Source organism: Pseudomonas moraviensis, assembly GCF_900105805.1.
Lineage (GTDB): Bacteria > Pseudomonadota > Gammaproteobacteria > Pseudomonadales > Pseudomonadaceae > Aquipseudomonas > Aquipseudomonas moraviensis_A.
The window spans coordinates 1,362,694-1,378,038 of record NZ_LT629788.1 but is presented as its reverse complement, the minus strand read 5'-3'; the positions used below and the strand labels follow the sequence as shown (position 1 = coordinate 1,378,038).

The 15,345-nt window shown below is 60.1% G+C and carries 11 protein-coding genes; 6 read left to right on the top strand and 5 right to left on the bottom strand.

Annotated elements, in window-relative coordinates; translation table 11 throughout:
- Positions 1 to 19 precede the first annotated feature (19 nt).
- Entirely contained in the window at positions 20 to 571 is a 552-nt protein-coding gene (locus tag BLU71_RS06615) for an RNA polymerase sigma factor (protein ID WP_042606800.1), read from the bottom strand.
- Positions 568 to 1,290 (bottom strand): secretin and TonB N-terminal domain-containing protein, encoded by a 723-nt coding sequence (locus tag BLU71_RS06610; protein ID WP_083352600.1) that lies wholly within the window; start codon positions 1,288 to 1,290, stop codon positions 568 to 570. Before BLU71_RS06610 ends, BLU71_RS06615 begins: the two co-directional genes overlap by 4 nt.
- A gap of 165 nt (positions 1,291 to 1,455) precedes the next feature.
- Here BLU71_RS06610 and BLU71_RS06605 point away from each other — a divergent pair, with 165 nt between their 5' ends.
- Complete coding sequence (locus BLU71_RS06605) at positions 1,456 to 1,743, top strand: hypothetical protein (RefSeq protein ID WP_231982518.1); 288 nt, start codon at positions 1,456 to 1,458, stop codon at positions 1,741 to 1,743.
- Between the two features lie 1,304 nt (positions 1,744 to 3,047).
- Here BLU71_RS06605 and BLU71_RS06600 read toward each other — a convergent pair.
- A complete protein-coding gene (locus BLU71_RS06600) occupies positions 3,048 to 3,488 on the bottom strand; it encodes a carboxymuconolactone decarboxylase family protein (protein WP_083352598.1) in 441 nt (146 codons plus the stop codon).
- A gap of 313 nt (positions 3,489 to 3,801) precedes the next feature.
- Between BLU71_RS06600 and BLU71_RS06595 the strand changes: the two genes are divergently transcribed.
- The 3 genes from BLU71_RS06595 (at position 3,802) to BLU71_RS06585 (ending at position 6,475) form a co-directional block, all read left to right on the top strand.
- Entirely contained in the window at positions 3,802 to 5,235 is a 1,434-nt protein-coding gene (locus tag BLU71_RS06595; RefSeq protein ID WP_083352597.1) for a PLP-dependent aminotransferase family protein, read from the top strand.
- Positions 5,236 to 5,358: 123 nt separating this feature from the next.
- On the top strand, positions 5,359 to 5,652 hold the full coding sequence (locus BLU71_RS06590) for an antibiotic biosynthesis monooxygenase family protein (RefSeq protein ID WP_064363423.1): 294 nt from the start codon (positions 5,359 to 5,361) through the stop codon (positions 5,650 to 5,652).
- A 421-nt stretch (positions 5,653 to 6,073) separates the two neighbouring features.
- Positions 6,074 to 6,475, top strand: coding sequence for a cupin domain-containing protein (locus BLU71_RS06585; protein ID WP_064363424.1), 402 nt, complete (start codon positions 6,074 to 6,076; stop codon positions 6,473 to 6,475).
- Positions 6,476 to 6,635: 160 nt separating this feature from the next.
- On the opposite strand, the gene BLU71_RS06580 is transcribed toward BLU71_RS06585, so the two are convergent.
- Positions 6,636 to 11,531, bottom strand: coding sequence for an NAD-glutamate dehydrogenase (locus BLU71_RS06580; protein WP_042606793.1), 4,896 nt, complete (start codon positions 11,529 to 11,531; stop codon positions 6,636 to 6,638).
- A gap of 479 nt (positions 11,532 to 12,010) precedes the next feature.
- Positions 12,011 to 13,405: a hypothetical protein gene (locus BLU71_RS06575; protein WP_083352596.1), complete on the bottom strand. Its 1,395-nt coding sequence runs from the start codon at positions 13,403 to 13,405 to the stop codon at positions 12,011 to 12,013.
- A gap of 292 nt (positions 13,406 to 13,697) precedes the next feature.
- On the opposite strand from BLU71_RS06575, the gene BLU71_RS06570 reads away from it, so the two are divergent.
- Both BLU71_RS06570 and BLU71_RS27260 read left to right on the top strand, forming a co-directional pair.
- Positions 13,698 to 14,054 carry a hypothetical protein gene (locus BLU71_RS06570; protein ID WP_083352595.1) on the top strand — a complete coding sequence of 119 codons (357 nt, stop codon included), beginning with the start codon at positions 13,698 to 13,700 and terminating at the stop codon, positions 14,052 to 14,054.
- 519 nt (positions 14,055 to 14,573) lie between these two features.
- On the top strand, positions 14,574 to 15,317 hold the full coding sequence (locus BLU71_RS27260) for a YcaO-like family protein (protein ID WP_159245439.1): 744 nt from the start codon (positions 14,574 to 14,576) through the stop codon (positions 15,315 to 15,317).
- The last annotated feature ends 28 nt before the right edge of the window (positions 15,318 to 15,345 follow it).

Sequence of the window (15,345 nt, the reverse complement as noted above, 5' to 3'; positions counted from 1 at the left end):
CAACGGATTAATCGGGTCACTATTCGCTAGACGGTTTTCCGGCCCCGCGACCGAACCGCTGAAACACTTTTCTTTCCAGTTTCGCCGCGCAGAAGCTCAACGCGGCTTTGATTTCCTTCTCGACCATGCGCGTGGAAATGCCGAAACGCTGGGAAATTTCCAGGTGCGGCGCCTCCTCGAGCCGCGCGGCGATGAAGATCCGCCGACGCCGTGCGGGCAGTTCGTACAAGGCGCTAAGCAGGGCCTGCATCTCTTTTTGCCCGCCGACGACCCGCGCCGGATCGAGGGCTTCGTCGCCCAGTTGCAGCAGTTCCTCGACTTCGGTGCCGGTGAGCAAACGCGCATCGGCCTGACGTCGGTCGGCGGCAATGTTGAGGGCCATGCGATACAGGTAGGCGTTGGGCTTGAGCAGGTTCGGTGGAGTCTCCATGCGATCGACGCGCAGCCAGGTTTCGTGCAGCACGTCGTTGGCCAGGTCCTCGGAGCCGAGGCGGCGGCGCAGGCGCACGCGAAAATCCTCGTAGGAGCTGAGGAACAGCTGGCCCATCAAGCTTTGTCCGGCGTCTTTCATCCCCCGGAAACTCCTTCCCATCTGGTGCATTCCATGCGTTTCCCTGACGACTCCGGTAACAACAGCAACGTGACCGGCTGGCGCAAGGCGCTGGGCGTCGGCCGATCGATTGTGAGGTTGCGAAAACTTTCCACCAGCGCGTTATCGCGCCGTACATCGCCGGTCGACGTCACCAACCGGTTGTGCTGCACCACGCCGTCGCGCCCGACCCACACCTGCAACACCGCGCGATAACTGCCCGGCCGTGTCAGCGGCGAACGGCACAGTTTGCGCTCGATCGCTGCTTGCACCGCCGTCGCGTAACTGCGATTGACCGCGACAGCGGCCGGCGTGGGTTTGTCCGTCGGCGCTGGCAGATCCTCCACCTGCGCCGCTTGCAAGGTGAACGCGTCGGCGCGGGCGTAGCGTGCCATCAACCCGGTGCCGCCGAGCAAATGGCGCAAGGCGTCGGCGGCGGTGTATTCGCCATCCACGGCAAGGGAACGACGGCCCCGGCTCAACTGGCTGTCGACCAACACCGCGACGCCGGTGGCACGGCTGTACTGATCCAGCGCCCGGGCCAGTTCCTGCGCGGGGATGTGCAAGGTCATGCGCATATCCGCCGGTGCAGCATCGGCATTCACTGCGCTGGCCAGCAGACCAAGCAGCCACCCCAGACCCGCGCGGCGCACAAGCGTCGCCGAGCGCTGAAGACTGATCCGCGAACTGCCTCGCTGCACGACTGGCGCACCCCTGAAAATCGCTATCCTGCGGGGCATTTATGACTCTGGTATGACGGGCGGTGCAAAAAAACCATCACGGGTTTTGCGCCGCGCTTGCACTAGACTCAAACCCCAGAGCTGCCCAATCGGGCGGGCCAGGAGGCGGACATGAAAACACGGTGGATGTGGGTCTTGCTGATGACGGTGGGCACGGCGCAGGCGGAGGAGCCGCTGGGCTGTGTCGAGGTCACGGTCGGCGGCTACAAGGCGCCGAATTACGACTGCCTGAGCCAGCAGATGGGTAACAATCCGGACGGCGCGGCGGCGGCGCAGAAGAACATGGAAGCGTTGAATGTGCCGGTGCACAAGCGACCGCCGAATCAGGTCGGGCTGGCGACACCGGCGGCGACGAGTACGCGGATGGGGAATACGTTTGGCACCTCGGTGAAGCCGCAGCGGCCGGCCCACTGAAAACCATGCATTGAGGTGATCAATCTCTGTGTGGGCTGAGATTGCCATTTTGTAGCGAGGGAGCTTGCTCCCGCTGGGGTGCGTAGCGCCCCCAAACCTGCCGAACCGATTTTGCCTGACACACCGCATGCTCAGGCTTCGCGACTGCTGCGCAGCCGAGCGGGAGCAAGCTCCCTCGCCACAGGGTTGTGTGGTGATCAATTTCTGTGTGGGCTGAGATTGCCTTTTGTGGCGAGGGAGCTTGCTCCCGCTGGGGTGCGTAGCGCCCCCAAAACTACCGAACCGGTTTTGCCTGACCCACCGCATGCTCAGGCTTCGCGACTGCTGCGCAGCCGAGCGGGAGCAAGCTCCCTCGCCACAGGGGTGTGTGGTGAACAGTCTCCGAGTGAGCTGAGATTGCCATTTTGTGGCGAGGGAGCTTGCTCCCGCTGGGGTGCGTAGCGCCCCCAAAACTGCCGAACCGGTTTTGCCTGACACACTGCATGCTCAGGCTTTGCGACTGCTGCGCAGCCGAGCGGGAGCAAGCTCCCTCGCCACAGGGATGTGTGGTGAACAGTCTCCGAGTGGGCTGAGATTGCCATTTTGTGGCGAGGGAGCTTGCTCCCGCTGGGGTGCGTAGCGCCCCCAAAACTGCCGAACCGGTTTTGCCTGACACACCGCATGCTCAGGCTTCGCGACTGCTGCGCAGCCGAGCGGGAGCAAGCTCCCTCGCCACAGGGTTGTGTGGTGAACAGTCTCCGAGTGAGCTGAGATTGCCTTTTGTGGCGAGGGAGCTTGCTCCCGCTGGGGTGCGTGGCGCCCCCAAAACCTGCCGAACCGGTTTTTCCTGACCCACTGCATGCTCAGGCTTTGCGACTGCTGCGCAGCCGAGCGGGAGCAAGCTCCCTCGCCACAGGGATGTGTGGTGATCAATCTCTGTGTGGGCTGACATTGTCATTTTGTGGCGAGGGAGCTTGCTCCCGCTGGGGTGCGTAGCGCCCCCAAAACTGCCGAACCGGTTTTGCCTGACCCACCGCATGCTCAGGCTTCGCGACTGCTGCGCAGCCGAGCGGGAGCAAGCTCCCTCACCACAGGGATGTGTGGTGAACAGTCTCCGAGTGGGCTGAGATTGCCATTTTGTGGCGAGGGAGCTTGCTCCCGCTGGGGTGCGTGGCGCCCCCAAAACCTGCCGAACCGGTTTTGCCTGACCCACCGCATGCTCAGGCTTCGCGACTGCTGCGCAGCCGAGCGGGAGCAAGCTCCCTCGCCACAGGGTTGTGTGGTGATCAATCTCTGTGTGGGCTGAGATTGCCGGTGTGTGGTGATCAGTCACTCGGGGTCTGGCGGAAGCTGACGGCGAGGCGATTCCAGCTGTTGATGGTGCTGACGGCAACCGTCAGGTCCACCAGCTGACCTTCATCGAACTGCTTGCGCGCCTGCTGGTAGACGTCATCGGGCACGTGGCTTTCGGACAACAGCGTCACCGCCTCGGCCCAGGCCAGCGCGGCCCGTTCGCGGGGGTTGAAGAAGTTGCTGTCGCGCCACACGGCGATCGCATACAGGCGCCGGTCGCTCTCCCCGGCTCGCCGCGCGTCCACCGAGTGCATGTCGGTGCAGAACGCACAGCCGTTGAGTTGCGAGGCGCGGATTCGGATCAGTTGCAGCAGCGGCGCTTCGATACTCAGGTTGCTGGTCAGCGCCTCCATGGCAATCATCGCTTTCATCGCCTTGGGCGAAGCGTTGTAGTAATCCAGACGCAGGGACATGGCGCGGCTCTCGGCAGGCGGAATGATGAGTTCACGGTAAGGGCTGGGATGACCGCATGACAGACCCAATTTGACGATTAATGAGGACACCACCGAACCACGGCCACACACATTTCCCTGTAGGAGTGAGCCTGCTCGCGATAGCGATCTGTCATTCAACATTGATGGTGGCTGATTCACCGCCATCGCGAGCAGGCTCACTCCTACAAGGGACATGCGCCAATTTGCGGTTTTTACTCCACGCAACTACTGCCAAAAGCCCAACAACGCTAATCTGACCGACACTTCATTCACCTCCGGGAGCCTCGTCGGTATGGAACTTCATGTCGTGATCAACGGCCGCAAGGATCTTGCCGGTCAGTTGTATCAGCAGTTGCGCGCGGCGATTGAATCCGGGCGACTGGCGGCGGGTACGCAGTTGCCGCCCAGCCGCTTGCTGGCCGAGCAGTTGGGCATCTCGCGCAAGACCATTTCCGACACCTATGCGCAGCTGACCTACGAAAATTTCCTCACCGGGGTGATCGGCAAAGGCACCTACGTCAACGCCCGCCCCGCCCAGGTGCAGCGCAAGCAGAGCCACACCGAGCTGGCCAGTGCCGAGGTGATCGAGAGCTGGCGCAATCTGCCGGTGTTTCTGCGTCACCCGACGCTGGAGGGTTCGCTGCGCTACGACTTCATCGGTGGCGCCACCAGCAAGGGCCAGTTCCCGCAGGATGACTGGCGCCGCTGCGTCGCCCATGCGATGCGGCAGATGGCGCAGTCGAAAGGTTTCTACAGCGTCGCCGAAGGCTTGCCCGCGCTGCGCAACGCGATCGCCCGGCACATCGCCTTTTCCCGTGGCATCAATTGTCAGGACGAGGACATCGTCGTATGCAACGGCGCACAACAGGCGCTGGACCTGATTGCCCGCGTACTGACCCGTCCCGGCAGTCTGGTGGCGATGGAGGATCCCGGTTATCCGCCCGCGCGCTTGCTGTTCGGCACGCACGGCGCCGAGGTGGTCGGGGTGCCGGTGGATGTCGAGGGCATTCAGGTCGAGCAGATTCCCGACGGCACAAGGCTGATTTATGTAACGCCGTCGCACCAGTTTCCGCTGGGCATGGCAATGAGTCAGGCGCGCCGCGAGGCCCTGCTCGCCCGCGCTCATGAACTGGGCGCGATCATCATCGAGGACGACTACGACAGTGAATTCCGCTACGAAGGCCGGCCCACCGATTCGCTGTACAACCTCGATCAGCGCGGGATCGTCGCCTACGTCGGCACCTTCTCGAAAACCCTGCTGCCGGAGTTGCGCCTGGGCTACGCGATCTTGCCGCCGTCGATCATCGAGGCGGTGATTCGTGCCAAACAGTTGACCGATCTGCATGCCTCGACCCTGCCGCAATGGGCGCTGGCCAAGTTCATCGCCGAGGGCTGCCTGCTCAAGCACATTCGCCGCTGCCACACGATCTACGCGCAACGGCGCGAACGGATTCTCGAGCGCATGGCGACCGATCTCGCGCCATGGCTGCAAGCCGTGCCAGCCAGTGCCGGGTTTCACATGGCGGTGTTCTGCAAGGTGCCGATTGATTTACCGCTGGTCATCGAGCTGGCGAAAAAGGTCGAAGTCGGCTTGTATGCGATCAGTGGTTTCTACTACCAGCAGCCGGCGAAGGAAGGCTTGTACTTCGGCTTCGGCGCCATCGAAACCCTTGATATCGACACAGCCCTCGATCGCCTGCGTGACATCCTCGAACAGCTGTCATGAGCCATTGGTATAAGGCTTTTACCGCCGATTGGTTATTGGTGATTCATGGCGGCAGGCCTATTCTGCACAGGCGTTATCCCTCAGTGAGCAGGATTCGTCCGGCCTGATTCAGGAGTGTGAGCAATGTCCAACGAAGTGATCAACACGGTTCAGGTGAAGGCTGTTGCGGGCCGCTCGGAAGAGCTCGGCAAGCAATTGCAGAAGATCGTCGACACCCTGCGCGAAACCCCGGGCTGCGATTCCTACCTGGTCGACCGCTGCCCCGAGGACAGCCACCGCTGGACGGTCAGTGCGCGCTGGCAGTCGGAAGCGGCGATGCAGGCGCATTTCAACCGGCCCGAGGCGCAGGGGTTTATCGACCTGATCGATAGCCGCCTGGCCAATAGCGTCGATTTCAACAGCTTCCCAATCGTTTAAAAGCAAGATCAAAAGATCGCAGCCTTCGGCAGCTCCTACTCTGGAATGCGTTCCCCTGTAGGAGCTGCCGAAGGCTGCGATCTTTGCTTTTGACAAAGATTGGTCACCTGATCTTCCCGCATTGGCCGTTTGCCCCGGCCCGCAGGGGCAACAGCTTTCCCATCGTCTAGCACGCACCTGTGGGAGGGAGCTTGCTCCCGCTCGGCTGCGCAGCAGTCGTCAAACCGGGCAAAGTGATTCTCCTGAAGGAATCGGATCGCAGGTTTTGGGGGCGCTGCGCACCCCAGCGGGAGCAAGCTCCCTCGCCACGGTTTCTCGTCTTGCCTGGATTGGTCACCTGATCTTCCCGAATATTGGCCGTTTGAACCGGCCCCTTTGCGGCCTACTGTGATTACACCTCAACCCTCACAGGTAAACCGCCATGAAAGCCCTGCCCTTCTTCGCCGCTGCCCTCGCCTTCACCCTGTCCGCATCGGCGATGGCCCACGATCCGTCCGAGAAAATTACCGTCCTGCAGGAACAACTGCTGAAAAACGCCCCCGGCAAGAAAGCCATGATGATCGAAGTCGACTACAAACCCGGCCAGTCCTCGATCGCCCATAAACACGAAGGCACCGCGATGGCCTACGTGCTGGACGGCGAAATAATTTCCCAAGTGAAGGGCGAACAGGCGATCACCTACAAGAAGGGCCAGTTCTGGTACGAGCCGGCCGGCTCCGAGCATCTGGTGTCGAAGAATGCCAGCTCGACCAAGCCTGCCAAGTTGCTGGTGTTCATGGTGCTGGCGCCGGATGAGCAGGTGCTTATCCCGTTGGAAAACTGATGGCCGGGTGATCAGCCATCGATCAGCAGGAGGATGTACAGGTGGCGGCGTTGCAGGAGTGAGCCTGCTTTCGCCTTTCGCTGCGCCGATGCGTTCTGAATGACGGACAAGAAAAAGCCCCGCCTCTTTCGAGAGCGGGGCTTTTTCATTCAGCCACTACTTACGCCAGTTCAAGCTCGGCATTCGCGGTGGCAGCAGGCACGATCGCTTGCCCGCTCAACGCCAGATCCAGCAGTTCACGGTTGGCCACTGCGTACATGGCGTAGTCCGTGCCGCTAGCCGCGCGGATTTCCACCAGCATGGCGCGCCAGCGCTCGATCATGCTTTCGTGCTGGGCCATCCACAGTGCCAGGCGTGCTTCCACGTCCTGGGAGCCGTCGCCCTGTTGCAGGACGGAGATGGTGATCGCCCGCTGCTGCCAGTCGACGTCATCACGGAACGCTTCACGGGCCAGGGCCTGCCAGTTGTTTTCCACCGGCAGCGCGCTGATCTGTTGCAGGTACCAGGTGATGTCCAGCGCAGAGCCGACGGCGAAGTAGGCCTTGGCCACTTCGGCCGGGTTCTGCCCGGTGACGTCGGCCGCTTCGATGATCGGCAGCAACGTGTACAGGTGCGAAGTGCCCGCAACCATACGCGCCAGCAATTCCGGCACACCGGCTTCGACGTAGGCCTGATAACGCGACTGCCAGTTCTCGCGGATTTCGCCGCTGAGCAGTTCGTCGAGTTTCAGACCCAGTTCTTTCAGGTGCGGACCGAAATGCGCGACGTCACGGGCAGCGTTCTGCTCGTTGCGACGGGCACGCAGGAACCAGCGGGTGGCACGGCGCCCCAGACGCATCAACTCGTCCATCAGCTCCAGCTGCACGTCAGCGGAAACCTGGTAGTCCAGCGCTTCGATCTGACGGAACCAGTGCGGGAGGTGGAAGATGTCACGCACGATCACGTAAGCGCCCGCCACGTTCGCCGGGCTCATGCCGGTCGACTCTTTGAGTCGTTGCACGAAGGTGATGCCCATGTGGTTGACCAGATCGTTGGCGATCTGGGTGCTGACGATCTCGCGCTTCAGACGGTGACGACGCATGGCTTCGGAGAACTTGCTGACCAGGGTCGGCGGGAACGCCGTTTCCATGTCGCGGGTCAGGTAGTCGTCGTCCGGCACCAGCGAACCGAGCAACTGTTCCTTGAGGTCGATCTTGCTGTAGGAAATCAGCACCGACAGCTCAGGACGAGTCAGGCCGTGGCCCTCCGCGACGCGCTCGGTCAGTTGCTCTTCGGTCGGCAGGAACTCGATGGCGCGGTCCAGCTTGCCACGGCCCTCGAGATCGCTCATCAGACGCTTGTACTCAGCGATGCGCGCGTAGGCACGGCGCGCCGCCAGGGACAGGGCCTGGGTCTGCTTGTAGTTGTTGCCCAGCACCAGATTGCCGACTTCGTCGGTCATGCTCGCGAGCAACTGGTTGCGTTGCTTGTCGGTCATGTCACCGGCCTGAACCACTTCGTTCAGCAGGATCTTGATGTTCACTTCGTGGTCGGAGCAGTCCACGCCACCGGCGTTGTCGATGAAGTCGGTGTTGGAACCGCCGCCATTGAGACCGAATTCCACACGACCCAGTTGGGTCATGCCGAGGTTACCGCCCTCGCCCACGACTTTGCAGCGCAGCTCGTTGCCGTTCACGCGCAGCGCGTCGTTAGCCTTGTCGCCGACATCGGCGTGGCTTTCGGTGCTGGCCTTGACGTAGGTACCGATACCGCCGTTCCACAACAGATCCACCGGCGCCTTGAGCAAGGCATTGAGCAGTTCGGTCGGGGTCAGCTTGTCAGCCTGGATGTCGAAGCGTTCTTTCATCTGCGGCGAGATCGCGATGCTCTTCGCGCTGCGCGAGAAGATACCGCCACCTTCGGACATGATGCTGGTGTCGTAATCGGTCCAGGCCGAACGCGGCAGGTCGAACAGACGCTGACGCTCGACGAAGCTGGTCGCCGGGTTCGGGTTCGGGTCGATGAAGATGTGCATGTGGTTGAACGCAGCGACCAGTTGCAGCTTGTCGGACATCAACAGGCCGTTACCGAACACGTCGCCGGCCATGTCGCCGACGCCAACCACGGTGATGCTGTCTTCCTGGACATTGATGCCGCGCTCGCGGAAGTGGCGCTGTACGCCGACCCACGCGCCCTTGGCGGTGATGCCCATTTTCTTGTGGTCGTAACCGGCCGAACCACCGGATGCAAACGCGTCACCCAGCCAGAAGCCGTAGTCGATGGCGATGCCGTTGGCGATATCGGAGAAGGTTGCAGTGCCCTTGTCCGCTGCGACCACCAGGTACGGGTCATCGTCGTCATGACGCACGACATTGACCGGCGGCACCAGCGCGCCGTCCTTCAGGTTGTCGGTGATGTCCAGCAGACCGGAAATGAAGATGCGGTAGCAGGCGATGCCCTCGGCCGCGATCTCGTCACGGCTGCCGCCCAGTGGCAGGCGACGCGGCAGGAAGCCGCCCTTCGCGCCCACTGGCACGATGACCGAGTTCTTCACTTGCTGGGCTTTTACCAGGCCGAGCACTTCGGTACGGAAGTCTTCTTCACGATCGGACCAGCGCAGACCGCCGCGAGCGACGTTGCCGAAGCGCAGGTGCACGCCTTCGACGCGTGGCGAGTAGACGAAGATTTCGAACTTCGGCACTGGCTTCGGCAGTTCAGGGATCGCATGCGGGTTGAACTTGAAGCTGAAGTACGACTTGTTCTGGCCGTTGGCATCGGTCTGATAGAAGTTGGTGCGCAGGGTGGCTTTGATCAGGTCGAGGTAACGACGCAGGATGCGGTCTTCGTTGAGCACCTGAACATCGTCCAGTGCGGTCAGAATCGCTTGTTCCAGACGCAGCTGCTTGTCTTCCAGATCATCGCTGCCGAGTTTGCGCGCCAGGTAGAAACGGGTCTTGAACAACCGGGTCAGTTCGCGAGCGATGTCGGTGTGGTTGTTCAACGTGCTGGCGATGTAACCCAGGTCGAAGCCCAGACGAATCTGCTTCAGGTAACGGGCGTAGGCACGCAGCAGCGCAACGTCGCGCCATGGCAGACCGGCGGTCAGCACCAGACGGTTGAACGCATCGTTCTCGGCGTCGCCACGCACGATGTGCACGAACGCGTCCTGCAGGGTGTCGTTGAGTTGCTGGATGTCGAGGTCCAGACCTTCGGCGGCGGTGAAGGCGAAATCGTGAATCCAGAATTCGCGGCCGTTGGTGTGGCGCAGGCGATACGGGAATTCACCCAGTACGCGCAGGCCGAGGTTTTCCAGAATCGGCAGGACGTCGGACAGCGCCAGCGGCGTGTCGGCGTGATACAGCTTGCAATGCAGCTCGCGCTGGCCGGAGACCTGGCCCAGCGGCTGGTAGAAACTCATCACCAACGGATTTTTTTCGTTGAGGCTCAGCAGGTGCTGCATGTCGACCACGGCCGAATGCGCCGCGAAGCGCTCGCGGTAACCGGCCGGGAAGCCTTTCGGGAAGTCGGCCAGCACGTTGGTGCCATGGGCTTCGCCGAAGCTTTCGACGGTCAGTGCGGCGTAGTCGTCCTGCCAGCTGCGGCAGGCCTGGACCACTTCTTTTTCCAGCAGCACCGGGTCGATGTCGAGGCGGTTCTTCGGATCGACGCGCAGAATCAGCTGCACGCGGGCCAGAACCGACTCGGAGAAGAACGTCCAGAATTCGCAGTCAGAGGCTTTCAAGCGCTCCATCAGCACTTGCTGGATCTTCTGGCGGACTTCGGTGGAATAGATGTCGCGCGGCACATAGGCCAGGCAGTAGCAGAAGCGACCGTACGGGTCTTTGCGCAGGAACACGCGGATCTTGTTGCGTTCCTGAATCTGCACGATCGACATCACGGTGGTGAACAGTTCGTCGACCGGGGTCTGGAACAGGTCGTCACGCGGCAGCACTTCGAGCACCTGCGCCAGTTCCTTGCCCAGGTGAGCCTTGGACTGGAAGCCCGAGCGGCGCTCGATTTCTTCGACCTTGCGGCGGATGAACGGGATGACCCGCACGCTCTCGCCATACACCGACGAGGTGTACAGGCCCATGAAGCGGTGTTCCTTGATGACTTTGCCGTCGGCGTCGATTTCACGGATCGACACGTAGTCCGGGTAGGCCGGACGGTGCACACGGCTCGGGTGCGCGGCCTTGGCGAACGACAGCAGGGTCGGTTCGCGCAGATAGGCCACGGCGTAGTCTTCGATGCGCAGGTCTTCGTAGGTCAGGCCGGTGCGCAGCAGTTTGGTCAGGCCGAGGAAGGAGTTCTGGTCGTACTCGATGTGGCCGCCATCGGCCTGATCTGTGACCACGAACTCTTCGTAGCCGAGGAAGGTGAAGTGGTTGCCCACCAGCCATTCCAGGAAGCTTTTGACTTCGTTCTTCTCGTCGGCATCAACCGGATAAGCGCTGTTGTCGAGACGGGTGAGGATGTCCTGCACCTTGGCTTTCATCGGCTCGAAGTCAGCAACGGCGACGCGCACTTCACCGAGCACCTGCTCAAGCTCTTTGCTCAGCACGTTCAGCTCGGCCGCGTTGGCGCAACGGTCGATTTCCAGATACATCAGCGATTCGTGCAGTACGCCTTCGCCGGTGCTGCCTTTTGGCAGGATTTCCAGCAGTTCGCCCTTGCTGCCACGACGCACGCTGAGCACGGTGGTCTGCAGGGTGTGAATGCTGTAGCCGCGACGGTTCAGCTCGGTACGCACCGAGTCGACCAGAAATGGCAGGTCGTGGTGCAGCACTTCGACCGCGGTGTGGGTCGACTGCCAGCCGTGGCGTTCGTAATCGGGGTTGTAGACACGCACTTGCGGTTGCGCGTGATCGAAGCGCTCAAGCAGGCGCCACGCAGAGAGAGTACAGCCAGCGAGGTCGGAGAGGCGACGTTGAGTCAGCTCGTCCAGGGAAATGATGCCAAAGAATTGTTCAGCGAACAGCGCCACTTGTGGCAGTGCCTGTTCACTGATGTGCTGCGCCAGTGCCGCTTGCAGTTGGTGCTGGAAGTCGGCTTTGCTGGCTGCGGTGAAGAACGCCATCTGTGGTACTCCGCTTAAGCTTGTTATTGATGGAAAGCGTCGCGTGCAACAGCCCTTTCGGGCCTCGTGTCGCCCTGTTCCTGATTCTCGGGCAGAGGAAACAGGGAGACAGGTGGGTGAAGCTGGACGGGACACTCAGGTCACATTCACCTTCCATGAATGAGCATCTGCAAAAGCGACTGCCAGCGCCGCCAGCAATGCCTTTACGGGTGCTCATCCGTTGCGCAGCTTAATGGGTGCGACAATGTGTCTGCTTGCGGTGCTGCGACATATTCGGTCATTGGCACGTAAATGCAGGGTTTCGCCTGCTTCAACACTAGCAGGCGTGGACTCAAACGCAGGTTCGAAACCCCGGTTTCACGGGACTTTCGTGCCAGTACGGTCGCCAGGAACGTTACATATCCGGAAACGAAAACGCCCAAGGCCCTTTTATCGACCCTGAGCGTGGCATCCGGTTCAGCGCCAGCGGATGACGCGGATCAGTCTGGCAGCTCCTCAAAGGCTCTGAATTTGCTCACCGTGGCGCAGTCGTAGCACATCGTTTGCAGGATCTGCTTGTCCATGCTGGCGTCGATGTTGCTCGAATCACATTCGCGACAGAACAGGCGCAGATGGCTGAGCAAGTCGCTGTCGAACGCTACGGCGCTGAAGAATTGCGGGACCAGTTCGTCACGCCAGTACATGCCCGGCGATTTGGAAAACCCGGCGCCACTGTCCTTGAGCACGACGTCGTAAAGCAACCGCTGCAAGGCCGTTTGCGGCACCCGCGCATCGCGATGGGCATTCTTGCGCCAGTTGCGCGCCAGCGCGTCCTGCGCCGTGCCCAGCATGTTGCGTGGAATGGTGTTGGAGGCGTGACTGCGCCCTTTGGAATTGCCGGTGGCATAGAAATGCGCGGCGTTTCTCACTGCCAGCCGGGCGAAGTAATAGAGCTGGCTGACCGAAAAGTCCTGCAGCAACTGCCCGACCACCTCCTCGGCGCGGGCTTCGGCCGTGAAGGCGAAGTCCACTTCATGGGCCAACACACGGATGTATTGAATGGACTCTTCGCGGGCCAGACTGAAAACCAGCGAATAGATTTCGCTTTTCCAGGCAGCTTGTACGCTGCCTGACAACTCCTGATACAGCATCAGGTACAGATTCTCTCGGGTACTGCGCGCGGCGCCGTCGAGCGTGACGTTGGGCAGCCAACGCACCGCGCTGTACTCGCGAATGCTGCAGCCCTCACTGCGATCGAACGCGTTGATGTCGGAATCGGTGGAAACCGTCAGCACCCCGGCTTCATGCAGGCTTTTGAGCAACTCTTCTCGAGCCTCATAAGTCTGGGCGAGCAGTTCCTCTCTGGATGGCGCATTCAGCGGCGCAATCCATTCAACGTTGGCGCCATAGCCGTCATCCAGCAAGGCGAGCAACGTCAACTTCTGCACAAACCCCAGATTGGCGTAAGGCACTGCAGGTTTTCGCGCGGCATATCGCGCCTCCAGCTCCAAACGGTCCCGCGCGGCCCGGACCGCCAGTTGCTGCTGGCGCAACTTGAAGCATTCCTTGCAGTTGCATGTGGTGTGGCGGCGATTGGCGGCGGTCACGCTGTGCTGGTGTTCACAGCGTACGCATTTGAAGGTACTGCGCAGCGAAAGCGGCGTGCCTCTGGCGTGTCGGCGCACCCACATCGGCAATTCGCAATAGGGGCAGGTGAGGTCTGCACTGACAATCGGTGGCAGAACCCTGAGCAGACTGCGCACCGTAGAAGGAATCTGGAACTCCTCCATCAGTTGTGCAGTTTTCTCGCCTTCCAGATAGCGCTTGTAGATCTCCTCGATCTGCTCATCGGACAAGTGGCGGATTTCTTCGGCGCGTTCGAAATATTGGGTCATGGCAAAGGTCCTTTTTGGGGTTTGGGTAACGCACTCCATTGCGCAAGAGCGGCGAAACTACCGATAAAAAGGTGGCTATCACAAGCGAAAAATCGCAATTACGCCCGAATTTTGCGCATCCGGTAATTGCCTTACGCTGACGTCGGATTTCCCCTTCTCGCTACTCGGAAGTGGGCGACGGAAATGTCCTGCTTTGCCACTTTTTGCCGATGCAGGCAGCGCGAATGAGCAGAGACTGGCAAAATCGCGCCTTCGAACAGGTTTAACGCCGCCACTGCCCAGGATTTTCCCCATGCAAATGACCACCGCCCTACTGATCGTCAACCCGTGCGACGAGGAAGAAGACAACATGGCCATGCTGTGCTGCCACAGCGACAAGGGTGAGATGTTCCTGATGAGCCGCTATCCGGATGAGGATGAGCTGGAGATCACCCTGGACGGAGAGCCTTCGACGCTGGACGGGGTCAAGGTCACGCTGACTTCGAAACTGCTGAAGATCGAGATCGCTGCGGCGGATGCCGATGCTTTGAATGGGGATGATGTGCTGGAGATCAGCTTTAACCCGGATATGGTGGATATGGATGAGGTTATCGAGACTTTGACGAATATTCTCGATGGGACCGGGACTTTTGTAATTAATCTGGAATAACCAGTTCGACTCACATGGCAAGATAAATGACGACGGCATTTGATCGCCCCTTATGCCATCGTCATTAATTACACGCTGATCGATACCTCTACAAGCTCTAAACACCTGCAAACCATAATTCGCGCTAATTTTCTGCATAGAACGCCGCTGTGTTTAACAGCACGAAGTTCGATCCTACTACTCCTCAAGAAGCGTCCTACGCAATCATCGGAAGCCGTCTGATTGCGGGCCCAACCCTCCCTTGTTATTACTCGTTGCGCTTGCAAAAAAACATGCAAGCTCGGCGCACAAAAAAGTGCCGACAACGTGATATTCAATGGAGTCATATGTAATGGGTAGAAAACGTTCTGAAATAAACACCTTCGATGATTTGCCTTATGGCTCGGGCCACTTTGAAGGTTTCCTGGCGACGGAACTGGACTTCTTCGCCTCCCTGACCCGCTGACTCGGCCTCCCGATCAGCCAATCCTGAAAATGCCGAAAGTCGATCTTTCGGCATTCAAGCCCACGAGGCTCACCATGTCAGAGCGTGAGATTTCATCCAGCGAAGCGTTTGTCCGAATAAACAATGTTATCCAGACACTGGGTTTGAGAGCGCGAGTGCGCTATGTCGATGACGGTAATCTGGTCGCTACTGCCGAACTTTATAACGAATACAACACGCTGATTGAATCAGGCGCAGGCAAAGGTCCCGACGCGCTTGTAGGTGCACTTGCTGAAAGCCTTGAGCACTACGCAATGTTTCACGCCGAGCCGCCATTTTGCACAACGCTTGGTTGCAGTGACATCGCTTCGCAGAACGGGGTCGAGTCGGACGGCATTTTCACAAGTCTGCAAAAAAACATCGAGCCTCTACAGTGTCTGCAGCTTGCAGCACTCGACGGCTGCGCCGGGCTTTTTGTGCCATGCGCCCTGCTGTATCCGGTCAAAGATGAACGTAAAACAACGAGTCAACCGACGCGCTTTTTAAATCGCTACGCCTCTAACTCAGGAACTGCTTTCGGCTGCACGAAATCAGAAGCACTGCTGCACGGTACCCTGGAACTGATTGAGCGACACCTGTTGTCCCGGTTTTTCATGGCCGTCTGCAGACTGATACCTCCGATCGATCTCTACTCACCATCGGCGCCCCTGCTTGCGCAAGCCCTGTTCAACAACTCATACGCGCTACGGGCTGCCGAAGCTTTGCAGATCATCATTATCAAAGACGAGTCAGAAGTTTATCTGGCAGTTGCATTCCCACGAACCGGCCCCGGCGACTGACATATATCCGCAATCGGCTCCGGCTGTT